Source organism: Xanthomonas sp. WHRI 7064 (genome assembly GCF_040202355.2).
GTDB classification, from domain to species: domain Bacteria; phylum Pseudomonadota; class Gammaproteobacteria; order Xanthomonadales; family Xanthomonadaceae; genus Xanthomonas; species Xanthomonas arboricola.
In genome coordinates this window covers 3,471,634-3,494,636 of sequence record NZ_CP167821.1, presented here as the reverse complement: position 1 = coordinate 3,494,636, position 23,003 = coordinate 3,471,634, and the positions used below count along the sequence as shown (strand labels likewise).

Below are 23,003 nucleotides of genomic sequence, written 5' to 3'. Positions count from 1 at the left end.
CTGCCACCCACACGGCCACGCCAGCGTGGCCGTGCAGCCGACACGCTGCACCGCGCAGCGTGTCGGCTGCAGGGATGGCTCGGGCGCGTCGCGCCCCCGCCCAACGATCGATGCCCACGCCGGCGGCCGCGCCCGCCGCAGAGCCCCGACACAGCGCCGCGCCCCTCGCTCGCCCTCAACAACGCACTGCGCGCAATCCAAACCCGCGCCGGCCCGCAAACGCGGATCGGATCGCGGACGCTCTCCCGATTCCCGATTCCCGATTCCCGATTCCCCGCTTGCGACCCCACCACCGCATGCGCGAAGCTGCTACGTCCACCCGGCACGAGACGCCCGCATGACCCGCATCCGCCGCGCCACACCGGACGATGCCGAAGCCTTGTCGCTGCTGGCTGCGCAGACCTTTACCGAAACCTTCGGGCATCTGTACCCGCAGGAGGATCTGCACGGCTTTCTGCAGGAGACCTATGCGGTCGAGCGCGCGCGCATCGTGCTGGCGCATCCGGACTATGCGATCTGGCTGCTGGAGATGGACAACCTGCTGGTCGGCCACGCTGCCGCCGGCCCCTGCGGGCTGCCGCACCAGGACGTGGGTCCCGGCGACGGTGAGCTCAAGCGGCTGTATCTGTTGAAGGACTACCAGAATAGCGGCTGGGGCAGCCGCCTGTTCGAGACAACGCTGGAATGGCTGGAGCGCGACGGCCCGCGCACGCTGTGGATCGGCGTGTGGTCGGAGAATTTCGGCGCGCAGCGTTTCTACGCCCGCTACGGGTTCGAGAAGGTCGGCGAATACGATTTCCCGGTCGGCAAGATCCTCGACCGCGAATTCATCCTGCGCCGCACCCCGCGCATTGCGGCCGATTGAACGGCGCGCCGATGCCCGGCTGGCGCGGCGTGCGACTACGATTGCCGGCGCCCGGCCACGCTGAGTGCCACCGACACCATCCCCACCTCGGTCGCCTGCAGGCCGGCACGCGCATCGGTTGTCGGTCTGCCGGCCCGGCGCGGGTGGCGTTGATTCGCGCGCACCTGACTCACTGCAGATCCGGCACGCCGTCGCGCTCACCTGAAGCCGGCGCCAAGTCGCGGTCATGACCTCCGTGTCCGGCGCATCCTCGTTCATCCCGGATCACTCCCAACGCATCCTGCGTGAGCGGGCGAGCGCCGCGACCGCCGACGTGCTGCTGGTGCACGGCATCTGGAACACCGCGCACTGGCTGTTGCCGCTCGCGCGCCGGCTGCGTGCCGAGGGCCTGGCGCCGGCGCTGTTCGGCTACGCCAGTGTGCTCGGCGGACCCGAGCAGGCCGTGCCACGGCTGATCGAACGCCTGCAGGCGACCGGCGCACAGCTGCTGGTCTGTCACAGTCTGGGCGGCCTGGTCGCGCTGCAGGCCCTGCGCGCCGCGCCCGAATTGCCGGTGCGCCGCGTGGTCTGTCTGGGCTCGCCGTTGTGCGGCAGCGCCGCCGCGCGCGGCCTGGCCCGCCGCGGCGGGCGCTGGGCGCTGGGGCGCAGCGCGGCCTTGCTGCAGCACGGTGTCGTGCAATGGCAGGGCGAGGCGGAGATCGGCCAGATCGCCGGCACCGTCGCGCGCGGGGTGGGGCGATGGCTGGCGCCGCTGGACGGCGGCTCGGACGGCACCGTGGCGCTGGCCGAAACCCGCCTGCCCGGGCTGCGCGACCATTGCGTGGTGCAGGCCAGCCATAGCGGCCTGTTGCGCTCGCCCGAGGCCGCGCAGCAGGTGCTGCGCTTCCTGCGCCAGGGCCGGTTCCGCCACTGAACGCCGCCGCTCCGGTGCGGGCGAGCAATCAGGTAAAATCCGCGCCCTGTCATCCAAGCCAGTCTGGAACCACCCATGGGTAGAGGCCCCTCCATCGAAGGCCGCAAGAACGCCTCCGACGCCAAGCGCGGCAAGATGTTCACCAAGATCATTCGCGAGATCAGCGTCGCCGCGCGCGGCGGCGGTGGCGACCCGTCCAACAACCCGCGCCTGCGCGTGGCGGTGGACAAGGGTCTGTCGGCGAACATGTCCAAGGACGTGATCGAGCGCGCCATCAAGAAAGCCACCGGCGAGCTGGAAGGCGTGGAGTACGAGGAAGTGCGCTACGAGGGCTACGCCCCCGGCGGCGTGGCGGTGATCGTGGACTGCCTGACCGACAACCGCGTGCGCGCGGTGGCCGATGTGCGCCATGCCTTCAGCAAGTGCGGCGGCAACATGGGCACCGACGGCTCGGTGGCCTTCATGTTCAAGCGCCTGGGTGTGCTGAGCTTTGCCGCCGGCACCGACGAAGACACCCTCACCGACGCGGCGATCGAAGCCGGCGCCGACGATGTGGTGGTCTACCCGGAAGACGGCGCCATCGACGTGCTGACCGCCCCGGATGCCTTCGCCCAGGTCAAGCAGGCGCTGACCGCCGCCGGCCTGGAGCCGGCGCACGCCGAAATCACCTTCCGCGCCGAAAACGACATCGCCGTCGACGGCGACACCGCCGTGCAGGTCCGCAAGCTGCTCGACATGCTCGAAGACCTGGACGACGTCCAGGACGTCTATTCGAACGTCGATCAAGCGGCGCTTGGCGCGTAAGCGCCGGGAATTGGGAATGGAGAATCGGGAATCGAAACAGCCGCATCCTGCACTGCTCGGCAGCGTCGAGCACGCCAGGAGGTCGCGTCACCCATTCCCGATTCCCGACTCCCAATTCCCGGCCGCTCGATGACCCGCATCCTCGGCATCGATCCCGGCTCCCAGCGCACCGGGCTCGGCATCATCGACGTTGACGAGAGCGGTCGCAGCCGGCATGTCTATCATGCGCCGCTGGTGCTGCTGGGCGAGGGCGACTTCGCGCAGCGGCTCAAGCGCCTGCTGCACGGGCTGGGCGAGGTGATCGAGACCTACCGGCCACAGGAAGTGGCGATCGAGAAGGTGTTCATGGGCAAGAGCGCCGATTCCGCGCTCAAGCTCGGCCACGCGCGCGGCGCGGCGATCTGCGCGGTGGTGCTGCGCGATCTGCCGGTGCACGAGTACGCTGCCACCGAGATCAAGCTGGCGCTGGTCGGCAAGGGCGGGGCGGACAAGGTGCAGGTGCAGCACATGGTCGGCATCATGCTCAACCTGAAAGGCAAGCTGCAGGCCGACGCCGCCGACGCACTGGCGGTCGCCATCACTCACGCCCACGTGCGCGCCACCGCGCAGCGCCTGGGCGTCAATACCCAACAGGCCTGGAGCCGCAAGAAATGAGAATCGGGAATCGGGAGTCGGGATTGGGGATTGGCAACGGCAGGTCCGTTCGCGCTGAGCTGATCGGGCTGTACGCGGCCGTCGTCAACGGTCGCGAGGGAACTAACCAATCCCCAATCCCCAATGCCCAATCCCGGCACCTCCTTGGAGGTGCCCAATGATCGGCCGCCTGCGCGGGCTGCTGGCCTACAAGCAGCCGCCGTGGCTGGTGATTGATGTCGGTGGGGTGGGGTATGAGCTGGAGGCGCCGATGAGCACCTTCTACGACCTGCCCGATGTCGGCCGCGACGTGATCCTGTTCACCCACTACGCGCAGAAGGAAGACAGCGTTTCGCTGTACGGATTCCTGCGCGAAGGCGAGCGCCGGCTGTTCCGCGACGTGCAGAAGGTCACCGGTATCGGCGCCAAGATCGCGCTGGCGGTGCTGTCCGGGGTCAGCGTGGACGAGTTCGCCCGGCTGATCACCAGCGGCGACATCACCGCGCTGACCCGCATCCCCGGCATCGGCAAGAAGACCGCCGAGCGTATGGTGGTGGAGCTGCGCGACCGCGCCGCCGACTTCAGCAGTGGCGCGCCGATCACCGGCCAGCTCGGCCCGGATGCGGTGTCCGAGGCCACGGTGGCCTTGCAGCAACTGGGTTACAAGCCGGCCGAGGCCGCACGCATGGCACGCGAGGCCGGGGCAGAGGGCGACGAAGTCGCCACGGTCATTCGAAAGGCCCTCCAGGCCGCGCTGCGTTAAGGGCGACTGGCAAAACGGCTGTGCGCCCGCCAGGCGGGCGCGGCCGGTGCTCGGAATCGGCAGGGACCACTCGTACACTGCGGCTCCCTGCGCGCCGCCCGCACCCAGCTGACCACCGCTCGCTACGTTTTTAGTCACTCAACGCCGCGCCGTCTTCCCCTCCTTCACGCCACTTGGCGATACCCTGCCCACTTCATGTCCCAGACCCCCACTTCCGCAGCTGGCCACGGCCATGCGCCTGCCAATAGCCATATGGCCTTGGTCATCGGCGCCATTGGCGTCGTCTTCGGCGATATCGGTACCAGTCCGCTGTACACCCTCAAGGAGGCGTTCTCGCCGCACTACGGGCTGACCAGCGACCACGACACCGTGCTGGGCGTGCTGTCGCTGGCGTTCTGGGCGCTGATGGTCACGGTGACGCTCAAGTACGTCACCATCATCATGCGTGCCGACAACGAGGGCGAGGGCGGCATCATGGCCTTGATGGCGTTGACCCAGCGCACCCTGCGCAGCGGGTCGCGCTCGGCGTACGTGGTCGGCATCCTCGGCATCTTCGGCGCCTCGCTGTTCTTCGGTGATGGCGTGATCACCCCGGCCATCTCGGTGATGGGCGCGGTCGAAGGCCTGGAAATCGCCGCGCCCAGCCTGCATCCCTTCATCGTGCCGATCACCGTGATCGTGCTGCTGGTGGTGTTCATGGTGCAGCGCTTCGGCACCGAAAAGGTCGGCAAGGTGTTCGGCCCGATCACCTGCCTGTGGTTCCTGTCGCTGGGGGCGATCGGCGCCTGGAACATCGTCGACGCGCCGGAAGTGATGAAGGCCTTCAATCCCTGGTGGGCGATCCGCTTCTTCATGGAGCACGGCTGGCACGGGGTGTTCATCCTGGGCGCAGTGGTGCTGGCGGTGACCGGCGGTGAAGCGCTGTATGCGGACATGGGCCACTTCGGCGCCAAGCCGATCCGCCATGGCTGGTATTTCTTCGTGTTGCCGATGCTGCTGCTCAACTACCTGGGGCAGGGCGCGCTGGTGCTCAATCACCCTTCCGCACTGAAGAACCCGTTCTTCGAAGCGGTGCCGGGCTGGGCGCTGTATCCGATGATCATCCTGGCCACGCTGGCGGCCGTGATCGCGTCGCAGGCGGTCATCACCGGCGCCTATTCGGTGGCTCGCCAGGCGATGCAGCTGGGCTACATCCCGCGCATGCTGATCAAGCACACCTCGCGCACCACCATCGGCCAGATCTACGTGCCCGGCATCAACTGGCTGCTGATGGTGATGGTGATCGCGCTGGTGCTGATCTTCCGCAGCTCCACCAATCTGGCGGTGGCCTACGGCATCTCGGTGTCGATGACCATGCTGATCGATACCCTGCTGCTGGCGCTGGTGGCGCGCTCGTTGTGGCCGCGCTGGCGCAACTGGGTGCTGCCGCTGTGCGTGGTGTTCTTCTTCATCGAGCTGGCCTTCGTCATCGCCAACGGCGCCAAGCTGTTGCAGGGCGCCTGGTTCCCGCTGGCGCTGGGCATCGTGGTGTTCACCCTGATGCGCACCTGGCGCCGCGGCCGCGCGCTGCTGCGCGAGGAAATCCGCAAGGACGGCATCCGCATTGATAGCTTCCTGCCGGGCCTGATGCTGGCCCCGCCGGCGCGCGTGCCGGGCATGGCGGTGTTCCTCACCGCCGACCCGATGGTGGTGCCGCATGCGCTGATGCACAACCTCAAGCACAACAAGGTGCTGCACGAGCGCAACATCTTCCTCAATGTCGACACCTTGCCGATCCCGTACGCGCCGGCGGACAAGCGCCTGCAGATCGAGTCGATCGGCGACGAGTTCTACCGCGTCTATGTGCGCTTCGGCTTCATGGAAACGCCGGACGTGCCGCTGGCGCTGATGCGTTCCTGCGACCAGGGCGGCATCCATTTCGACCCGATGGACACCACCTTCTTCGCCAGCCGCGAGACCATCGTGGCCAGCGCCAACCGCGGCATGCCGATCTGGCGCGACAAGCTGTTCGCGCTGATGCATCGCAACGCCGCCCCGGCCACCGGCTTCTTCCGCATCCCCGGCAACCGCCTGGTCGAGCTGGGCGCGCAGGTGGAGATCTAAGGCCGCCGGTGGCGGCCCGGGAGTGGGGATTGGATATTCGGGATTGGCAAGAGCGTAGCGCCGGAGGCGCCCCGCGGCCCATACTAGTGCGCTGCCAATCCCGTCTGCCGAATCCCCAATCCCCGCCCTAATGGACCGCATCATCGCCAGCAGTGCCACCCGCGAAGACGATGCCGCCGATGCGAGCATCCGGCCCAAGCGCCTGGCCGATTATCTGGGCCAGCAGCCGGTGCGCGAGCAGATGGAGATCTACATCGAAGCGGCCAAGGCGCGCGGCGAGGCGATGGACCATGTGCTGATCTTCGGCCCGCCCGGTCTGGGCAAGACCACGCTCAGCCACGTCATCGCCAACGAGCTGGGCGTGAATTTGCGCTCGACCTCCGGCCCGGTGATCGAGAAGGCCGGCGATCTGGCCGCGCTGCTGACCAATCTGCAGCCGCACGATGTGCTGTTCATCGACGAGATCCATCGCCTCTCGCCGGTGGTAGAAGAAGTGCTGTATCCCGCGATGGAAGATTTCCAGATCGACATCATGATCGGCGACGGCCCGGCCGCGCGTTCGATCAAGATCGACTTGCCGCCGTTCACCCTGATCGGTGCCACCACCCGTGCCGGCTTGCTGACCGCGCCCTTGCGCGACCGCTTCGGCATCGTGCAGCGGCTGGAGTTCTATTCGCCGCAGGAGCTGACTCGCATCGTGATCCGTTCGGCGGTGATCCTGGGCATCGACTGCACGCCCGAGGGCGCGGCCGAGATCGCCCGCCGCGCGCGCGGCACCCCGCGTATCGCCAACCGGCTGCTGCGGCGGGTGCGCGACTTCGCCCAGGTCAAGGCGGCAGGGCATATCGACCTGCCGGTGGCGCAGGCGGCGATGCAGATGCTCAAGGTCGACCCGGAAGGCTTCGACGAGCTCGACCGCCGCATGCTGCGCACCATCGTCGATCATTTCGACGGCGGCCCGGTCGGGGTGGAGTCGCTGGCCGCGTCGCTGTCGGAAGAGCGCGGCACGCTGGAAGACGTGATCGAGCCCTATCTGATCCAGCAGGGCTTTTTGATCCGCACCGCGCGCGGCCGCATGGTCACCACCAAGGCCTATCTGCACCTTGGCCTGAAGCCGCCGCGCGACCGCTCACCGGGCATCGGCGAACCGGGAGACCTGTTCTGATGACGCTCCGTTCGTCGCGCGCCCGGGCCGTCTCGATCAATCAGCCGTGCCCATGACCGCCGATTCCCGACTCCCGATTCCCCAATCCCCGCCTGTATTCAGTTGGCCGACACGCGTGTACTGGGAAGATACCGACGCCGGGGGCGTGGTCTACCACGCGCGCTACGTCGCTTTCATGGAACGGGCGCGCACGGAGTGGATGCGCGCACTCGGCTACGGGCAGGAGCGCATGCGCCAGCAGCACGAGCTGGTGTTCGCGGTCCGCTCGATGCAACTGGATTTCCTCAAGCCGGCCCGGCTCGACGACGCGCTGTCAGTGTCGGCGGTACTGCTGCGATGCAAACGGGCCAGCCTGCTGTTTGCGCAGTCGGTACGTCGCGAGGGCGAAGTGCTGCTGACCGCCGAGGTGCGCATTGCCGCACTCGGCACCAGCGACTTCCGCCCGCGCGGGATGGACGATGCGCTGTATGACGTGTTGAAAGCTCTAGAAACCCCAGAATCCGATTACTGAGGAACAAACGGATGTCGATTGCATTGCTCCTGGCCCTGCAGGACACGGTAGTGGAAGCACTACCGCAGGACGTTGCCGCCGCTGCGGCACAGACCGCCAGCGTGGCGCACAACAGCAGCATCAACTATGTCGATCTTATTCTGCGGGCGAGTATCCCGGTCAAGATCATCGTGCTGCTACTGCTGATCGGCTCGTTCATCAGTTGGGTGATCATTTTCCGCAAGGCGCGCGCCTTCAAGCAGGCCAACCGCGAGGCGGACGAGTTCGAAAACCGCTTCTGGTCCGGCGCCGATCTGGCCAAGCTCTACGCGTCGGCCACCGACCGTAACCGCACCGTCGGCGGTCTGGAGTCGATGTTCGAGAGCGGCTTCCGCGAGTTCTCGCGGCTGCGCGACCGCCGCCGGCTGGACGGGCGGGTGCAACTGGAAGGCGCGCAGCGCGCCATGCGCACCGCCTTCACCCGCGAAGTCGACCAGCTCGAGCGCAATCTCGAATTGCTGGCCAACATCGGTTCCACCGCGCCGTACGTCGGCCTGGTCGGCACCGTGTTCGGCATCATGGTGACCATGCACGACATGGTCAGCAGCGGCGAGCAGGCCGGTATCGCTGCGGTCGCACCGGGTATTTCCGAAGCGCTGTTCGCCACCGCCATCGGCCTGTTCGTGGCGATTCCCGCGGTGTGGGCCTACAACCGTTTCACCACCCGCGTGGAACGGCTGTCGGTGCGCTACGAGACCTTCGCCGACGAGTTCAGCTCGATCCTGCAGCGCCAGGCCGGCGCGGACGAGTAATGCGCGTGCCCTGCGACAGTCGGCAGCCGGGCGAATGCGCCGTCACGGCACGCACATCCCGGTGCGTGGACGTGGCAGGTGCGGCGTTCGCACATGCGCGTCTGGCGTGGCGCAGGGATTGGACAGGCAAGCCCCTCACGACAGCTCGCACACGCATGTGCGATGGATTGGATGGGCGAGTCCCTCGCAAGAGCCCGCACATCCATGTGCGGGGGATCAATAGGAACGTTCCGCGATGATTTCCGGTATTTCCCGCCGTAAGAAGCGCAAGCTCAAATCCGACATCAACGTCGTGCCGTATATCGACGTAATGCTGGTGCTGCTGATCATCTTCATGGTGACCGCGCCGCTGCTGACCCTGAGCACCGACGTCAACCTGCCCAGCTCGCGCGCCAAGGCGCTGGAGAGCAAGCAGGATCCGGTCGTGGTAGTGGTCGCCGCCGACGGCCAGCTCGCACTGCAACTGCCCAAGGGCAAGCCGCAGGCGATGGACGTGGCGGCGCTGCAGGCGCAACTGGCCGCCATCGTGGCGCAGGACAAGGACGCACGCGTGGTCGTGGCCGGCGATCGTGCCGCGCCGTATCAAAAGATCATGGACGCCATCGACGTGCTCAAGCAGGCCAAGGTCGAGAAGGTCGGCCTGATCTCCGACTCCGGCGGCACTGCAGGCAGCGATGCACGCTGACGCACTCCCCACTCAGACGGCGCGCGAGGATGGCTGGCTGCGGCCGGTCGTGCTGGCCCTGGTCGTGCACGTGCTGGTCGCGCTGGTGTTCATCGCCGGCTGGCTGTGGTCGCCCGAACGCTCGGTCGAGCCGGCCGCGGGCGACCCCAGCATGGAAGCCTCGCTGGACGTGTCCGCCGCCGAAGCGCGCGTTGCGCGCCAGGCGCTGAAGGCCACGCCGGTGGAGGCACCGCCGCCGCCGGCACCGCTACCCGAACCGGCACCGGAAGATACCGTGCCGCCGCCGCAGCCGATTCCCGAGCCGCGTCCGCAGGATGCGCCCACGCCGCAACAGGCGCAGGCGCAGGAGCGCGTCGCGCAGCCGGACAAGGTCGACCAGGACCGCGTCGACGCGCTGGCGCTGTCGGTGGAAAAGGCCAAGCAGGAACAGGAGGCCAAGCGCCGTCAGGAGCAGATCGACCTGACCGAGCGCAAACGCCAGGAAGAGGCCGAGCAGAAACTGCGCCTGGCCAAGCAGCAGGAAGAAGCCGACGCCAAGAAGAAGCAGGCCGCAGCGCAGCAGGCTGCCGCCGATGCCGAACGCGAAAAGAAGATCGCAGACATCCGCCGCCAGCGCGAACAGGCCACCAAGGAAGCTGCGCTGGCCGAGCAGAAACTGCGCCAGGTCGCCGCCGCGCGTGCGCAGCAGGCCTCGTCGGCTGCCGCCGCCACCGCGCAGCCGACCGCAGGGCAGGGCGGTACCAACACCGATCTGTCGGCCAAGTACGCCGCGGCGATCCAGCAGAAGGTGCTGGCGCAGTGGGTGCGTCCGCCATCGGTGCCGCCGGGCCAGAAATGCAGCATCAACATCCGCCAGTTGCCGGGTGGCACCGTGATGGAGGCCAAGGTGGCGCCGGGTTGCCCCTACGACGAGGCCGGCCAGCGCTCGATCGAAGCCGCAGTGCTGAGTGCGCAGCCATTGCCGTACCGTGGGTTCGAGTCGGTGTTCCAGCGCAACCTGACGTTTGTGTTCACCCCGCAGGACTAGCAAGCCCCAGATCGGGGGCGCGGCCGCATGACCTGCGCTGCGCCTCGGTCCGGATGTAGATTTGCGGGGTGTGGCCGGCTGCCTGACGTAGTTCTGCCGGGTAGGTCGTGCTGCACCACCGCACGCCTGCTCGCTGGTCTGGCCGATGGAACGCCCGATGGTTGACCACTCGCTCCACTTTCACGCTGTCTCGTTCACGATTGCGAGTATGTTCACTCGCTGATTGGTATCCCTTGCACACTTTTCCTGCCCGATCCGAGCCGTCCATGAAAAAACCGCTGCGTTGGCTAGCTGCCTTGACCGCCCTGTTGTTGCCGCTGAGCGCGCTCGCGCAACAGCAAGGGCTCACCATCGATATCGTCGGCGGTAGCGCTTCGGCGACGCCCATCACCGTCGTGCCCATGCCGTACCAGGGTTCCGGCACTGCCCCGCAGACCGATGTGTCTGCCGTCGTCGGCGCAGACCTGGACCGTTCCGGCCAGTTCCGCACGTTGCCGGTTGCGCAGATCGTCGAGAAGCCGACCCGCGGCACCGAGGTGCAGTTCCAGACCTGGCGTACGCTCAAGCAGAACTACATCGTGGTCGGCCGCGTGATGGATGCCGGCGAAGGTGCCTACCGCGTCGAGTACGAACTGTTCGACGTGGCCAAGGGCGAGCGCCTGCTCGGCCTGGCGATGACCGCACGTGCCAACGCGATGCGCGATGTCTCGCACCAGATGGCCGACGCGATCTACGAAAAGATCACCGGCGTGCGTGGCGCGTTCTGGACCCGGATTGCCTATGTGACCGCCAGCGGCAAGGGCGGCGCCATGCGCTATGCGCTGATGGTGGCCGACTCGGACGGCTACAACCCGCAGACCATCGTGCGCTCGGCCGAGCCGCTGCTGTCGCCGAACTGGAGCCCGGACGGCAAGAAGCTGGCCTATGTGAGCTTCGAGCGCGGCAACTCCTCGATCTACCTGCAGGACATCGCCACCGGCGCGCGTGAGCTGGTATCCAGCTTCCGCGGTATCAACGGTGCGCCGTCGTTCTCGCCGGACGGTCGCCGCCTGGCGCTGGCACTGTCGCGCAGCGGCAACCCGGAGATCTACGTCATGGATCTGGGCAGCAAGCAGTTGACCCAGCTGACCAATCACTTCGGCATCGACACCGAGCCGACCTGGGCGCCGGACGGCGGCAGCATCTACTTCACCTCCGATCGCGGCGGTCGTCCGCAGATCTACCAGGTAGCCGCAAGCGGCGGCAGCGCCAACCGCGTGACCTTCCAGGGCAACTACAACGCCACCGCCAGCGTCTCGTTTGACGGCAAGAAGGTCGCCGTGGCACAGGGCAGCGGCAATAGCTACCGCATTGCCATGATGGACCGCAGCCTGGGTTCGCCGAGCTGGAGTACCCTCTCGCCGGGTTCGCTGGACGAGTCGCCGAGCTTCGCGCCGAACGCCAGCATGGTGCTGTACGCCGCACGTGAGGGTGGTCGCGGCGTGCTCTACGCCGTCTCCTCCGACGCTCGCGTCCGCCAGCGTCTGGTCCTGGCCGATGGAGATGTGAGAGAACCTGCATGGGGGCCTTACCGAACCGCGCATTAATGTTAATATTTCGCTGCGTTAAACCACTCATTGGCCCAGAGCCTCCATAGGTATCCCATGAACAAGTCCACCCGCGTCTTGCTTGTCTCCCTGTTGTCCGTTGCCGTGCTGGCCGGTTGTTCGAAGAAGGTGAAGGAAACTCCGCCTCCTGCGACTGACACCACCGCTGGTTCCTCCGTTCCCACCGGCCCGTCCACCTCTGGCCTGTACGGCCCGGGCGACCTGGATACCGATGCCTGCCTGCGCCAGCGCGTTGTCTACTTCGATCTGGATCAGGACTCCCTGAAGCCGGAATTCCAGGCCATCATGGCGTGCCACGCCAAGTACCTGCGTGACCGTCCTTCCTCGCGCATCACCCTGCAGGGCAATGCTGACGAGCGCGGTTCGCGTGAGTACAACATGGGTCTGGGCGAGCGTCGCGGCAATGCCGTGTCGTCGTCGCTGCAGGCTGCCGGCGGTTCCGCCAGCCAGCTGACCGTCGTCAGCTACGGCGAAGAGCGTCCGGTCTGCACCGAAACCAGCGAAAGCTGCTGGTCGCAGAACCGTCGCGTCGAAATCGTGTACACGGCTCAGTAAGAAGCGATGCGCTTTCGAGTGACATCCCTGTTCGTCGCGGCGGCCCTTGTGGTCGCCGCGCCGGCGCACGCGCAGCGAGCCAGTCTCGCTGATCGTGTTGCCGTTCTCGAGCAGCAGCAGGCCAACAGCCAGGCCAACAACGATCTTCTCAACCAGCTGCAGCAGGCGCGTTCGGACCTGCAGGGCTTGCGAGCGACCGTGGAGCAGCTGCAGCACGACAACGAACAACTCAAGCAGCAGTCCAAGGATCAGTATCTGGACCTGGACGGACGCCTGAATCGGCTGGAAGGTGCAGGTGGCGCAACCCCGCCATTGCCATCGCCCACCGGCAGCGTCACACCCGCCCCGGCTCCGGCCGCGCGGCCTGCAGCGGCGGCAACTTCCGAGAAGCCGCCCAGCGTGCATGGCGACCCAGGCACCCTGGCCGTCAGCAACGAGGAGCGCACTGCCTACAATGTCGCCTTCGATGCCTTGAAGAACGGCAAGTACGACGATGCCTCGCAGTTGTTCCTGAGTTTTCTGGAGCTGTATCCCAACGGCGTCTACACCCCCAATGCCTTGTACTGGCTGGGCGAGAGTTACTACGCCACCCGAAATTTCCAGCTGGCCGAGGCGCAGTTCCGCGATCTCGTCAGCCGCTATCCCACGCATGACAAGGCCTCTGGCGGCCTGTTGAAGCTTGGCCTGTCGCAGTATGGCGAAGGCAAGAACGACCAGGCCCAGCAGACCTTGCAGCAGGTCGCATCGCAGTATCCCGGCTCCGACGCAGCGCGCGTGGCCCAGGAGCGTCTGCAGTCCATCCGTCTCGGCCAGCAACTGCGCTGAGCCCGCGCGTGCGCGCCTTCGGGCGTGACGCATACTTTGCCAATGAATGCTGCCGCCGTCCCCAGCGAGATCGTCCAGTCGCCGTTGCCGCGATTGAAGATCACCGAAATCTTTCTGTCCCTGCAGGGCGAAGCCGAGGCCGCCGGCTGGCCGACCGTGTTCGTGCGTCTGACCGGTTGCCCGCTGCGTTGCCACTACTGCGATACCGCCTACGCCTTCCACGGCGGGGAATGGCATGACATCGATGCGATCGTCGCCGAGGTAGCCAGCCACGGCGTGCGCCATGTCTGCGTGACCGGCGGCGAGCCGTTGGCGCAGAAGCGCTGCCTGGTGCTGCTGCAGAAACTGTGCGATGCCGGTTTCGATGTCTCGTTGGAGACGTCCGGTGCATTGGACGTGTCGGCCGTGGATCCGCGCGTCTCGCGGGTGGTCGACATCAAGACGCCGGCCTCAGGAGAGGAACAGCGCAATCGCTGGGAGAATCTGCCGCTGCTGACCGCACGCGACCAGATCAAGTTCGTGATCTGCAGCCGCGCCGATTACGAATGGTCGCGCGAGATTGTCGCCGCGCATGCGCTGGACCGCCGCTGCACGGTGTGGTTTTCGCCCAGCAAGAGCGAAGTCACGCCGCGGGAGCTGGCCGACTGGATCGTGGCGGATCGTCTGCCGGTGCGCTTCCAGATGCAGCTGCACAAGCTGCTGTGGAACGACGAGCCTGGGCGCTAAGCCCGAGCGCTAAGCCCGGGCGATAGAGCGACTGCGCTCACTCAACGGCGGGCGCGGCCGGTTGCCCGCAATCGGCATGCCACGCAGCCACTGCGGTTGCCGGCATGCCGCTTGTACCCGCCTGACGACCACCCGCCACGCTGAGTTGCTCGCACTGATCCCGAGCGCAAGGCGCTGCCTGCCAGGAGGCGGCCGTCTGCATTTACGCGGCGATCCTGTTCAACTCTTCGACGGCATCGGCCGGCAGTTTCAGTTCCGCCGCGAACAGATTGGCGCGCAGATGCGCCACCGACGAGGTCCCCGGAATCAGCAAGATGTTGGGCGAGCGCTGCAGCAACCACGCCAGTGCCACCTGCATCGGGGTTGCGGCCAGGCGCTGGGCAACAGCGGCAAGCGTGGACGATTGCAAAGGCGAAAAGCCGCCAAGGGGGAAGAACGGTACGTAGGCGATGCCGTCGCGCGCGAGCGTGTCGATGATTTCGTCGTCGTGTCGATGCGCGATGTTGTACATGTTCTGCACGCAGACGATGTCGGTCATGGCGCGTGCTTCGGCCACCTGCGCTGCGGTGACGTTGCTGATGCCGATGTGCCGCACCAGGCCATCGCGCTGCAGCTTGATCAAGGCCGCCAGTTGCTCCGCGATCGAGCCTTCTGCCGGCTCCTGCGCCTTGAACATCACGCGCAGGTTGACCACATCCAGCGTTTCAAGCCCCAGATTGCGCAGATTGTCGTGCACCGCCTCGACCAGCTGCTGCGGCGAGAAGGCAGGTAGCCAGGAACCATCCGTGCCGCGCGCGGCGCCGATCTTGGTGACGATGGTCAATTCCTGCGGGTAGGGATGCAGTGCCTCGCGGATCAGCTGATTGGTGATGTGCGGCCCGTAGAAATCGCTGGTGTCGATATGGTTGACGCCCAGCGCGATGGCGTCGCGCAGCACCGCCAACGCACCGTCGCGGTCCTTGGGCGGGCCGAACACGCCAGGCCCCGCCAGCTGCATTGCGCCGTAGCCGATGCGGGTGAGCTTGCGGTCTCCAAGCAAAAACGTTCCGGCTTTTTCGATGTTGGTCATGGCGTGGCGCTCGCGTGTCGTTGAGCCAACAACGATAGGAAACGTGGCGCGGCATGTGAATTCGCATTTGCCGCAGCGTCAGTCCACTGCCGCCAGGGCTTGTGGCGTGTGGGCGCAGCCGCAGCGCCCCGGGCTGATCGTCCGGCGGGATGTGCTGGAGTTTCAGGTTTTGCTGGCTACGCGGGCAGTGCTTTCGCCGCGTTTCTTCGCGACCGTCGTCGCCGTGTTGCGCGTTTTGCGTTGACAGGCGCCAAGCGTCGGCGCGAGTATGCCAACGTCGCCGCACAATCGGCGACCGGGATTGGCGTCCCGAACCAAAAGGCGCACCAGCGCCCATCGACCGATGCACGGCGCTTTTTTATCGCCCGCATCGTCGCGGGCGCATGCCGGCCAGTTTTATGGCGGGCGGTGCGCGGGGGCCGCAAGGCCCACCGGGTCCTTTTGGCCGGCACGCCAACCGCGTACCGTCCGCCACCCCGATTGGCGTCTGGGTGGCGGATTCCAAAACACAAAAGGAATCCAGCATGTCTCACGACACCCATGAAGCACCCACGTCTGTGGCATACCAGGTCGTCCATGATGTGCGGCCGATCTTCAATGCCCTCGAAGGGACGCGTGCCGCCTGGCGAAGCCCGAATGCCCATCCCGGCGTCGCAGGTAAGGCTGTGCATGCGCTCACGCTTGCCGGCGCCGATGCAATCGCTAGCGTCGATAGCGCGTTGACGGAGCCGCAGCGATGAGCCTGGGCAAACAGTTCCGCGTCTGCACGGGCGTCGTCCTCAGCTTCGAGATGATGCAGGGCTATGTGCTGGCCATGCTGCATTCCGACGCGCAGCCCGATGCCTCGCCGGTCCTGATCGCCTGCGAAGCCACCGGCTTTGACGAGATACTGCCGGGCGGCGATGCGCAGAGCGTTGTGCTGGGCCGCCTGCATGTCTGCATGCGCGTCGACGCTGCAGTGGACGTCCTCAGCTGGCTGCGCAAGCAGGCACGCGCCGCAGGAGCTGCGCGACGAACGCGGCGCGTGCAATCGCGTATCCAGAAGACGGGAGCCACATGATTGGCGAGAACGCCACGGCCGCCTGCGCCGGGCCCACGACCTGCAAGATGATGCGCGATCTGCAGGGGAGAAGCCGGCGTTGACGGCAGCGCGCCAGTCGCGGCAGATGGTGGATGCCATCCGACTTCGCGGCCGTGACGCAGGGTCCCTGGCGACGCAGGTCCCGGCAACTTTCCGGCGGGCGCAAAAAAAGCGCCTTCGGCGCTCTTCAAGTTGCTGATTTGATTGGTGGGCCGTGATGGATTCGAACCATCGACCAAAAGATTAAAAGTCTTCTGCTCTACCGACTGAGCTAACGGCCCACTGTCCCGGCAGTGCGCCGGGGTGCGCATTCTACCCTACAGCGGAGTCAAGGCGAAATGGCGTAGTGGGTGGGGTCCGCGACGCCGGCGTCGGCGAAACCGGCGGCACGCAGGCGGCAGGCGTCGCAGTGCCCGCAGGCGCGTCCGTCGGCGTCGGCGCGGTAGCAGGACACGGTCAGGCCAAAGTCCACGCCCAGGCGCACGCCTTCACGCACGATGTCGGCCTTGCTGAGGAACTGCAGCGGTGCGTGCACGCGCAGGCCGGCGCCTTCGACGCCGGCCTTGGTGGCCAGGTTGGCCAGCACTTCGAAGGCGCGCACGAACTCGGGCCGGCAGTCGGGGTAACCCGAATAATCGACCGCGTTGACGCCGCAGAACAGGTCGTTGGCGCCGATCACCTCGGCCCAGCCCAGTGCCAGCGACAGCATGATGGTGTTGCGCGCCGGCACGTAGGTGACCGGGATGCCGTCACCGCCGGCATCGGGCACGTCGATGTCGTCGGTGAGCGCCGAGCCGCCGATGCTGCGCAGGTCCACGTCCACCACCTTGTGCGCGATGACGCCCTGCGCCGCCGCCACGCGCGCGGCGGCGTCCAGCTCGGAGGTGTGGCGCTGCCCGTAGCGCACGCTCAAGGCATGCACGGCAAAGCCCTGCTCCTGCGCAAGCGCGATGACGGCAGCGGAATCCATGCCCCCGGACAATAGAACAACGGCTTTTTTCATGACGGATCGGCAATCACAACGGAATAGGCGGAAAGGCTAGCAGGCTCGGCGTGGCACGGCGACCCGGCTGTCGCTGCGGCGGCAGCGGGATGCCGGGCAACGCGGCTGTGCCACGCGCGCGCGGGCAGGGTAGCGACCGCATCTGCACGTCAATCCGGTGCGATAGCCTGCCGGCAGCTGCGCGCCTTGGGTATCGTGTTTTGCCAGCGTCGGTGCGGCACGGCCGGTCTCAGCGCAGGCTCGCAGACGCGGCCTTGCGCAGGGCCTGGCCCAGCTGCTGCAAGGCGCTCGAGCGCACCGCGGCGCATTGCCAGTACAGCGGCACATCGAGCCAGCGTGTCGGGTCGATGATGACCACCTGCCTGTCGCGCACGGCAGGTACGACCATCGATTCCGGCGCCAGACACCAGCCGAGTCCGCGTGCGGCCGCTTCGACAAAACCGGTCGAGGTCGGCAGGTAGTGGATCGGCGGCGCCACCTGCGTACGGGTGATGCGGCGGACGAAGCGGGTCTGCAGCGTGTCCTTTCGGTTGAACACCAGCATCGGTGCGTGGGCCAGCGCAGCTGCGCTGAAGCCCTGCTTGAAATGCGTCGCAACGAATGCGGCCGACGCGATGGCGTGGTAACGCATCACTCCCAGCGCCTGCACATTGCAGCCCTGCAGCGGCTTGCGCTCGGCGGTGACGGCACCGAGCACTGCCCCGGAGCGCAACAGCTCCAGGGTGTGGTCCTGGTCGTCCATCTGCACATCGAAAAGAACGCCGTGCTCCCGGTGCAGCGCCGACAGGGCCGCCAGAAACCAGGTCTGCAGCGAGTCGTCGTTGACGGCGATGGCCAGTGTGCGCGGATGCCCGGCGCTGCTGTCGCCGTGGAGGAAGTCGGCGATCGCTTCGGATTCCAGGACCTGCATCGGCTTCACCCGGCGCAGCAGGCGCTCGCCGGCCGGGGTAGGGCGGCAGGGGGCCTTGCGGATCACCAGCACCTGGCCGAGCCGGTCTTCCAGCGCCTTGACCCGCTGCGAAATCGCCGACGGCGTCACCGACAGCCGACGCGCAGCGGCGTCGAAGCTGCCCTCTTCGAGAACGGCAGCGAATGCGGCCAGTTGCGGATGCAGAAGATCCATGACACTCGGCAGGATTAGAAGTTCTAAGCAGGATACAGAAGATTTAGTTTTCCTAATTGCAGTGGAACGCCCAGCATTGGCGCCTGTGATCCGGGAGGTGCTCGTGTTACTTCAAGCCGCAATCCCTGGCTTCATCGCCAGCGCAGGTCTCATCATTGCAATCGGCGCGCAGAATGCATTCGTGCTGCGGCAGGGACTGCAGCGCCAGCATGTCGGTCTGGTGGTGGCGATCTGCGCGTTCGGCGATATCGCGCTGATCGTGCTGGGCGTGGCCGGGATCGGCGTGCTGGTGACGCAATGGCCGGAGCTGCTGCAGGGACTTCGCTATGCGGGAGCTGCATTTCTCGCGGCATATGGTGCGCTGGCTGCACGCAGGGCCTGGCGTGGCACCAGCGGGTTGGCGCCGTCGCAGGCCGGTGCGCAACGCTGGCAGCGCGCCATGCTGGCGTGCCTGGCATTTACCTTTCTCAACCCGCATGTCTATCTGGACACGATGCTGCTGCTGGGCAGCTTGGCCGCGCGTTATCCGGGCCAGCTGCGCTGGGCATTCGCGTCGGGTGCGTGCCTGGCCAGCATCGCGTGGTTTTCCGCTCTGGGCTATGGCGCGCGTTTGCTGCAGCCGGCCTTTCGCGATCCGCGCGCATGGCGTGTGCTGGATGCGGCGATCGCAGGATTCATGCTGGTGCTGTGCGCACTGTTGCTGCTGCCTGCGCAGGCGCTACCCTGAGGCCTACTGTTGCCGGAGTTGTCGTCATGTCGCCGCTGCGCGTTTCCACCGATCACTCCGAGCTCGATGTTGCGCTGGTCCATCGCTACCTGGCGCAGCACAGCAGCTGGGCCAGGGACATCCCGCTGGCGGTGCTACAGCGCTCCATCGCCAACTCGCTGTGCTTCGGCGGGTTTCTGCAGGGCGGGCAGGTCGCGTTTGCGCGGGTGGTTTCCGACTATGCAACCGTCGCCTATCTGGGCGATGTGTTCGTGTTGCCCGAGCATCAGGGCAAGGGCTATGGCAAGGCAATGATGGATGCGGTCATGGCGCACCCCGATCTACAGGGGCTGCGCCGTTTCAGCCTGGCCACCAGCGATGCGCATGGTCTCTATGCGCGCTACGGCTTCACGCCGCCGCTGGCTCCGCAGTCGCTGATGGAACGCTATCGTCCCGGCCTCTACACGCGCTAGCGCGGCGGGCCGGCTGTTGCGCGGCCGCACCGGCATGGCACCGCGTCGGGGCAGAAAAACGGTTCAACGCGCTGCCGCGCTGCATGATGTTAGGTGAGCACTGCGAACTCGTCACCGCACAGCGCCGGCCAGGCATCGGCAGCGCGCATTGCCGCCAGCGATGAATCGCAGTTGCCGCCGCACAGGTGTCGATCCTGCCGCAGGTCGATGGCTTCCCACTCCCAGCGCAGCGAATGCGGCATCTGCCAGGCCGCCAACAGCACCGACATGCCGCCCTGGAGCATGAGCTGCCGCCGCCAGATCACGCGCGCGTCGAGATGGGCTTGTTGCCAGTGCGATAAGGCATCGTCGTATGGCTTTGCGTCTGCGTCCCCTGCGAAAGCGCAAGCATGCACGTTGGCATGCTCATCGTTGATTGGGTGATGCAGATCGTGACTGTCGATGCTGGTGTTCACGGGTGATCCTTCCTGATTGAGAAGGCGTGCCGAGCGGTGACGAGAGCACGCACGGACACACCTGCAGTGCCGGCATCGCCGGCTGCGGATGTCGTGGGTACCGATGGCTAAGATGCCGCCTGCGCTGCAGACGGTGGCCGGGCTACCATCCGGCCTGCTCTCTTTCGACCGGCGCAGCGTAACCAGGCATGGCGCTGGAAACAAGCGCTTTTGAGTGGTTTGCGTGCTTGTTTTCCAGGTTATTTTGTGTGCACTGCGCGCGCGTTGCGGGTGCCTGAGCTGTCTGCGCCGAATGCCGGTGAGCGTGCGGGATAGACGCAGAAAGCGCCGTGGCGGGCGCTTTCTGCGTGTGCGATGGCATCAATGGCTGCGGGCACATCCGCGGTGTCGCATCAGCGTGCCTGCACCGACGACCCGGTCGACGGCGCAGTGCCGGCTGCTGGCTCAGGCGTTGCGGACCTTGCTCAGCAGCTGTGCGACCGGTGCCGCTACGCGCGAAGCGGACTGCCGTGTCTGGCGTGCGTCGATCTTGAAGATCGCCACCGCATCGGTGAGCTGCACCGCCTGCTCTTCCATCGCGCGCGCGGCGGCAGTGGCTTCTTCCACCAGCGCGGCGTTCTGCTGGGTGGTTTCGTCCATATGCGTGATGGTCTGGTTGACCTGCTCGATGCCGGCCGACTGCTCCTGCGAGGCTGCAGAAATCTCGCCCATGATGTCGGTGACGCGTTGCACGCTGGCCACCACGTCACCCATGGTCTTGCCAGCGCTGTGCACCAGTGCCGAACCCTCGGCCACGCGTTGCACCGAGTCGTCGATGAGGTCCTTGATCTCCCTGGCGGCGCCGGAGGACCGCTGCGCGAGCGTGCGCACCTCCGAAGCCACCACGGCAAAGCCGCGGCCTTGCTCGCCGGCACGGGCGGCTTCCACCGCCGCGTTCAAGGCCAGGATATTGGTCTGGAAGGCGATGCCGTCGATGACGCTGATGATGTCGGCAATCTTCCTGGACGAGGCTTCGATACCGGTCATGGTGTCCACCACCTTGCCGACCACCTCGCCACCTTGCGAGGCAACGCGTGCGGCGCCGATCGCCAGCTGGTTGGCCTCGCGGGCGCTCTCGGCATTCTGCTTGACGGTGGAGGTCAGCTCTTCCATCGATGCTGCGGTTTCTTCGAGGTTGGCTGCCTGCTGTTCGGTACGTTGTGACAGGTCCTGGTTGCCGGCGGCGATTTCGCTGGCCGCGGAGTTGATCGACACGGCCGACTCCTGGATGTTGCCGACGATCTGCGCCAGCTGGCTGGCCGTGGTGTTGGCGTCATCGCGCATCTGTGCGAACACGCCGCGGAATTCGCCGCTCATGCGTGCGGTCAAGTCGCCAGCGGCGATGGACTGCAGCAACGACGACAGCGACTGCAGATTGCCGTCGGCCGTGGACATCAGGTGGTTGAGGCTTTCGACCATGATGCGGAAGTCGAACTGGAAGCGCTCGGCATCGCCGCGCGCGCTGAAGTCGCCATTGGCGGCGGCCTGGGCGAGATGCTTGATCTCGTGGTTCATCGCCGACAGGTTGAGCTTGACCTGCGACATGGTGTCGCTGAAAACGGCCTTTTCGCCGGGCAGCGGCTGCATGTCTTCGGAGAGTTCGCCAACCGCATACCGGCCCATGATGCGTGCCAGGTCGGTCTGCACTGCCACGTGCGAGGCAACCAGCAGGTTGGTGTCGTTGGCCATGCGCCCATAGTCGCCCGGGAATGCCGCCGCATCGATACGGAAGCTGATCTGGCCGTTGTCGTGATGCCTGGCCATGTCGGTTTGCGCGGTGATCAGGTTGCGTAGCTGCAGCTGCATCTTGTCCATGGCCTTGAGCAGACGGCCGGTTTCATCATTGGCATTGGTGTGCACATCGTTGTGCAGGTTGCCGGCCGCGATCGCTTCTGCAGTGCGTGTGGCCTGGCTGAGCGGCTGGGTCAGGCTGCGAGTGATCAGCCATGCGAGCAGGCCGCTGATGACCAGTGCGGCAATGCCGCCGGTGGCCAGGGTGATTTTGCCTCGATGCATCGATGCAACCGCGGCCGCATAGGCATCCTTGCTGAGGCGGCGCTCCAATGCAGCGTTCTCGCGGATCGCCGTCTGCTGCGCATCCATGGCCGCTGCGGCGTCGCCTTGCAGCAAGGCCTGCGCTTCCTGGTTCTGATCGCGGAGGCCGTATTCGAGAATCTGGTTATTGAGCTTGACCGAGATGTCGCGCTTTTCCTGCACCAGGTCGAGCGCCTGTTTTTCAGCCGCGCTGCTGGGCAGTGCGGCCAAGGCGTCGTGTGCCTGCTTGTAGCGTGCGCGGTTCTTTTCGATCATGTCCATCGAACGGCGATTGGCCGCGTCGCCAGAGACCATGACGATGTCGCGCAGGCCGATTGCCACGTTGGTGTTGGCGTCGAGCATTTCCGAGGACAGCTGTATCCTCTCCATGTTGCTGTTGACGATGGTGTCCAGCTCGAAACGGGCGTTGGACATGGTGACTAGGCCGGTGGCCACAAGCAGGCCCGACAATAGGATCAAGATGCCAAAGGCCATGCCCAAGCGGCGGCCGACATTGAGGCGTTGCAGATATGTATTCATGACCGCATCCAGGTAGTGCAACTGAGGGGCTTGATGAATGGGTCATCCACCAGAGCGTCTTGCCCCAGCTAGCGGCCGGATTGCGACGAGCTAAAGGCTCGTATTTGAAAGTACTTATATTGAATTCATCGTGTGGAAGAAATTTCCCGACAGCCGTCCGCAGCGGCCTGACATGCGCGCAGAAATTGCTTGTTTCTCGCGTTATTGCTGGATCGAAGCGTGCCAACGGCGGAACGATTTTCCGACGTTCTGCTGACAGGTGGCGACGCACCCAGGGCAAAGATGGTGCTGAGACAGGATCCAATTCGTCCTGTGTCGCGATGCCGGCAATGCGCGTGTCTTCAAGCAGCGCCAGCGCCGGTGCAGCGGAGGGGCACGCGATTCGATCGGCTCTGATGCGGTGCGACTGGGCCGCCTTGCCACGTGCACCTGGCAAGCCGGCATGGCCGGCTGCTGTTGTTGGCGCCGTGCATCGCGCGTGAGGCATCACGCGCGTGGCGGCACTGT

25 protein-coding genes, 1 tRNA gene and 1 other RNA gene are annotated in these 23,003 nt (G+C 66.1%); 21 read left to right on the top strand and 6 right to left on the bottom strand.

Going from position 1 to position 23,003, the window contains the following annotated elements; translation table 11 throughout:
* The first annotated feature begins 337 nt into the window (after positions 1–337).
* The 16 genes from ABQY74_RS15015 (at position 338) to queE (ending at position 13,973) form a co-directional block, all read left to right on the top strand.
* Positions 338–865, top strand: coding sequence for a GNAT family N-acetyltransferase (locus tag ABQY74_RS15015; protein ID WP_102253611.1), 528 nt, complete (start codon positions 338–340; stop codon positions 863–865).
* A 235-nt stretch (positions 866–1,100) separates the two neighbouring features.
* Entirely contained in the window at positions 1,101–1,778 is a 678-nt protein-coding gene (locus ABQY74_RS15010) for an esterase/lipase family protein (protein WP_372470098.1), read from the top strand.
* 75 nt (positions 1,779–1,853) lie between these two features.
* Complete coding sequence (locus ABQY74_RS15005; protein ID WP_024940614.1) at positions 1,854–2,582, top strand: YebC/PmpR family DNA-binding transcriptional regulator; 729 nt, start codon at positions 1,854–1,856, stop codon at positions 2,580–2,582.
* A gap of 129 nt (positions 2,583–2,711) precedes the next feature.
* Positions 2,712–3,236, top strand: coding sequence for a crossover junction endodeoxyribonuclease RuvC (gene ruvC, locus ABQY74_RS15000; protein ID WP_016904120.1), 525 nt, complete (start codon positions 2,712–2,714; stop codon positions 3,234–3,236).
* Between the two features lie 157 nt (positions 3,237–3,393).
* Entirely contained in the window at positions 3,394–3,978 is a 585-nt protein-coding gene (gene ruvA, locus ABQY74_RS14995; RefSeq protein ID WP_016904121.1) for a Holliday junction branch migration protein RuvA, read from the top strand.
* A 61-nt stretch (positions 3,979–4,039) separates the two neighbouring features.
* A non-coding RNA gene (locus tag ABQY74_RS14990) (sX9 sRNA) lies at positions 4,040–4,114 on the top strand.
* A 59-nt stretch (positions 4,115–4,173) separates the two neighbouring features.
* Positions 4,174–6,081, top strand: coding sequence for a potassium transporter Kup (locus ABQY74_RS14985; RefSeq protein WP_026064726.1), 1,908 nt, complete (start codon positions 4,174–4,176; stop codon positions 6,079–6,081).
* A gap of 130 nt (positions 6,082–6,211) precedes the next feature.
* Positions 6,212–7,246 carry a Holliday junction branch migration DNA helicase RuvB gene (ruvB, locus tag ABQY74_RS14980; protein ID WP_126967618.1) on the top strand — a complete coding sequence of 345 codons (1,035 nt, stop codon included), beginning with the start codon at positions 6,212–6,214 and terminating at the stop codon, positions 7,244–7,246.
* Between the two features lie 52 nt (positions 7,247–7,298).
* Entirely contained in the window at positions 7,299–7,757 is a 459-nt protein-coding gene (gene ybgC, locus ABQY74_RS14975) for a tol-pal system-associated acyl-CoA thioesterase (RefSeq protein ID WP_039519514.1), read from the top strand.
* Positions 7,758–7,768: 11 nt separating this feature from the next.
* Positions 7,769–8,548, top strand: a complete 780-nt coding sequence (tolQ, locus tag ABQY74_RS14970; protein WP_016904125.1) for a protein TolQ — start codon at positions 7,769–7,771, stop codon at positions 8,546–8,548.
* Between the two features lie 235 nt (positions 8,549–8,783).
* The gene (tolR, locus tag ABQY74_RS14965; protein WP_016904126.1) at positions 8,784–9,233 is read left to right on the top strand and encodes a protein TolR; all 450 of its coding nucleotides are present in this window, start codon (positions 8,784–8,786) and stop codon (positions 9,231–9,233) included.
* Positions 9,223–10,260, top strand: a complete 1,038-nt coding sequence (tolA, locus tag ABQY74_RS14960) for a cell envelope integrity protein TolA (RefSeq protein WP_349792038.1) — start codon at positions 9,223–9,225, stop codon at positions 10,258–10,260. The genes tolR and tolA overlap by 11 nt, the downstream gene beginning before the upstream one ends.
* A gap of 266 nt (positions 10,261–10,526) precedes the next feature.
* Positions 10,527–11,846 (top strand): Tol-Pal system beta propeller repeat protein TolB, encoded by a 1,320-nt coding sequence (tolB, locus tag ABQY74_RS14955; protein WP_026064729.1) that lies wholly within the window; start codon positions 10,527–10,529, stop codon positions 11,844–11,846.
* A gap of 57 nt (positions 11,847–11,903) precedes the next feature.
* Positions 11,904–12,422 carry a peptidoglycan-associated lipoprotein Pal gene (pal, locus tag ABQY74_RS14950; protein WP_016904129.1) on the top strand — a complete coding sequence of 173 codons (519 nt, stop codon included), beginning with the start codon at positions 11,904–11,906 and terminating at the stop codon, positions 12,420–12,422.
* Between the two features lie 6 nt (positions 12,423–12,428).
* Positions 12,429–13,247 (top strand): tol-pal system protein YbgF, encoded by an 819-nt coding sequence (ybgF, locus tag ABQY74_RS14945; protein ID WP_024939947.1) that lies wholly within the window; start codon positions 12,429–12,431, stop codon positions 13,245–13,247.
* Between the two features lie 42 nt (positions 13,248–13,289).
* Positions 13,290–13,973, top strand: a complete 684-nt coding sequence (queE, locus tag ABQY74_RS14940; protein ID WP_024939946.1) for a 7-carboxy-7-deazaguanine synthase QueE — start codon at positions 13,290–13,292, stop codon at positions 13,971–13,973.
* 202 nt (positions 13,974–14,175) lie between these two features.
* Here queE and ABQY74_RS14935 read toward each other — a convergent pair whose 3' ends face one another.
* A complete protein-coding gene (locus ABQY74_RS14935) occupies positions 14,176–15,042 on the bottom strand; it encodes an aldo/keto reductase family oxidoreductase (RefSeq protein WP_349792036.1) in 867 nt (288 codons plus the stop codon).
* Here ABQY74_RS14935 and ABQY74_RS14930 point away from each other — a divergent pair.
* The 3 genes from ABQY74_RS14930 (at position 15,041) to ABQY74_RS14920 (ending at position 16,102) form a co-directional block, all read left to right on the top strand.
* Positions 15,041–15,286: a hypothetical protein gene (locus ABQY74_RS14930; protein WP_372469908.1), complete on the top strand. Its 246-nt coding sequence runs from the start codon at positions 15,041–15,043 to the stop codon at positions 15,284–15,286. The two genes, ABQY74_RS14935 and ABQY74_RS14930, sit on opposite strands and share 2 nt — an antisense overlap.
* Before the next feature lie 280 nt (positions 15,287–15,566).
* Entirely contained in the window at positions 15,567–15,782 is a 216-nt protein-coding gene (locus ABQY74_RS14925) for a hypothetical protein (protein WP_349792034.1), read from the top strand.
* The gene (locus tag ABQY74_RS14920; protein WP_172454185.1) at positions 15,779–16,102 is read left to right on the top strand and encodes a hypothetical protein; all 324 of its coding nucleotides are present in this window, start codon (positions 15,779–15,781) and stop codon (positions 16,100–16,102) included. Before ABQY74_RS14925 ends, ABQY74_RS14920 begins: the two co-directional genes overlap by 4 nt.
* A gap of 226 nt (positions 16,103–16,328) precedes the next feature.
* Here the strand turns inward: ABQY74_RS14920 and ABQY74_RS14915 are convergent.
* From ABQY74_RS14915 to ABQY74_RS14905, 3 genes are all read right to left on the bottom strand, one after another.
* Positions 16,329–16,404, bottom strand: a tRNA-Lys gene (locus tag ABQY74_RS14915).
* A 47-nt stretch (positions 16,405–16,451) separates the two neighbouring features.
* Positions 16,452–17,126 (bottom strand): 7-cyano-7-deazaguanine synthase QueC, encoded by a 675-nt coding sequence (gene queC, locus ABQY74_RS14910; protein WP_039519526.1) that lies wholly within the window; start codon positions 17,124–17,126, stop codon positions 16,452–16,454.
* Between the two features lie 229 nt (positions 17,127–17,355).
* Positions 17,356–18,249 (bottom strand): LysR family transcriptional regulator ArgP, encoded by an 894-nt coding sequence (locus ABQY74_RS14905; protein ID WP_349792032.1) that lies wholly within the window; start codon positions 18,247–18,249, stop codon positions 17,356–17,358.
* Between the two features lie 76 nt (positions 18,250–18,325).
* Here ABQY74_RS14905 and ABQY74_RS14900 point away from each other — a divergent pair, with 76 nt between their 5' ends.
* Positions 18,326–18,976, top strand: coding sequence for a LysE/ArgO family amino acid transporter (locus tag ABQY74_RS14900; protein WP_372470097.1), 651 nt, complete (start codon positions 18,326–18,328; stop codon positions 18,974–18,976).
* A gap of 26 nt (positions 18,977–19,002) precedes the next feature.
* Positions 19,003–19,428, top strand: a complete 426-nt coding sequence (locus ABQY74_RS14895; protein ID WP_039519529.1) for a GNAT family N-acetyltransferase — start codon at positions 19,003–19,005, stop codon at positions 19,426–19,428.
* Between the two features lie 89 nt (positions 19,429–19,517).
* On the opposite strand, the gene ABQY74_RS14890 is transcribed toward ABQY74_RS14895, so the two are convergent.
* Together ABQY74_RS14890 and ABQY74_RS14885 are read right to left on the bottom strand one after the other, a co-directional pair.
* Positions 19,518–19,883, bottom strand: coding sequence for a hypothetical protein (locus ABQY74_RS14890; RefSeq protein ID WP_211914152.1), 366 nt, complete (start codon positions 19,881–19,883; stop codon positions 19,518–19,520).
* A 444-nt stretch (positions 19,884–20,327) separates the two neighbouring features.
* Positions 20,328–22,496: a methyl-accepting chemotaxis protein gene (locus tag ABQY74_RS14885; protein WP_104555596.1), complete on the bottom strand. Its 2,169-nt coding sequence runs from the start codon at positions 22,494–22,496 to the stop codon at positions 20,328–20,330.
* Positions 22,497–23,003: the final 507 nt, after the last annotated feature.

Bases quoted from the DNA above. Each gene is read 5' to 3' on its own strand.
- ABQY74_RS14935 (WP_349792036.1), bottom strand. From the start codon at position 15,042: ATGACCAACATCGAAAAAGCCGGAACGTTTTTGCTTGGAGACCGCAAG.
- ABQY74_RS15005 (WP_024940614.1), top strand. From the start codon at position 1,854: ATGGGTAGAGGCCCCTCCATCGAAGGCCGCAAGAACGCCTCCGACGCC.
- ABQY74_RS14885 (WP_104555596.1), bottom strand. From the start codon at position 22,496: ATGAATACATATCTGCAACGCCTCAATGTCGGCCGCCGCTTGGGCATG.
- ybgF (WP_024939947.1), top strand. From the start codon at position 12,429: ATGCGCTTTCGAGTGACATCCCTGTTCGTCGCGGCGGCCCTTGTGGTC.
- tolQ (WP_016904125.1), top strand. From the start codon at position 7,769: ATGTCGATTGCATTGCTCCTGGCCCTGCAGGACACGGTAGTGGAAGCA.
- ABQY74_RS14985 (WP_026064726.1), top strand. From the start codon at position 4,174: ATGTCCCAGACCCCCACTTCCGCAGCTGGCCACGGCCATGCGCCTGCC.
- tolB (WP_026064729.1), top strand. From the start codon at position 10,527: ATGAAAAAACCGCTGCGTTGGCTAGCTGCCTTGACCGCCCTGTTGTTG.
- ruvA (WP_016904121.1), top strand. From the start codon at position 3,394: ATGATCGGCCGCCTGCGCGGGCTGCTGGCCTACAAGCAGCCGCCGTGG.
- ruvC (WP_016904120.1), top strand. From the start codon at position 2,712: ATGACCCGCATCCTCGGCATCGATCCCGGCTCCCAGCGCACCGGGCTC.
- tolR (WP_016904126.1), top strand. From the start codon at position 8,784: ATGATTTCCGGTATTTCCCGCCGTAAGAAGCGCAAGCTCAAATCCGAC.
- ABQY74_RS15015 (WP_102253611.1), top strand. From the start codon at position 338: ATGACCCGCATCCGCCGCGCCACACCGGACGATGCCGAAGCCTTGTCG.
- pal (WP_016904129.1), top strand. From the start codon at position 11,904: ATGAACAAGTCCACCCGCGTCTTGCTTGTCTCCCTGTTGTCCGTTGCC.
- ybgC (WP_039519514.1), top strand. From the start codon at position 7,299: ATGACCGCCGATTCCCGACTCCCGATTCCCCAATCCCCGCCTGTATTC.
- ABQY74_RS14905 (WP_349792032.1), bottom strand. From the start codon at position 18,249: ATGGATCTTCTGCATCCGCAACTGGCCGCATTCGCTGCCGTTCTCGAA.
- ABQY74_RS14925 (WP_349792034.1), top strand. From the start codon at position 15,567: ATGTCTCACGACACCCATGAAGCACCCACGTCTGTGGCATACCAGGTC.
- queE (WP_024939946.1), top strand. From the start codon at position 13,290: ATGAATGCTGCCGCCGTCCCCAGCGAGATCGTCCAGTCGCCGTTGCCG.
- tolA (WP_349792038.1), top strand. From the start codon at position 9,223: ATGCACGCTGACGCACTCCCCACTCAGACGGCGCGCGAGGATGGCTGG.
- ABQY74_RS14920 (WP_172454185.1), top strand. From the start codon at position 15,779: ATGAGCCTGGGCAAACAGTTCCGCGTCTGCACGGGCGTCGTCCTCAGC.
- queC (WP_039519526.1), bottom strand. From the start codon at position 17,126: ATGAAAAAAGCCGTTGTTCTATTGTCCGGGGGCATGGATTCCGCTGCC.
- ABQY74_RS14930 (WP_372469908.1), top strand. From the start codon at position 15,041: ATGGCGTGGCGCTCGCGTGTCGTTGAGCCAACAACGATAGGAAACGTG.
- ruvB (WP_126967618.1), top strand. From the start codon at position 6,212: ATGGACCGCATCATCGCCAGCAGTGCCACCCGCGAAGACGATGCCGCC.
- ABQY74_RS14895 (WP_039519529.1), top strand. From the start codon at position 19,003: ATGTCGCCGCTGCGCGTTTCCACCGATCACTCCGAGCTCGATGTTGCG.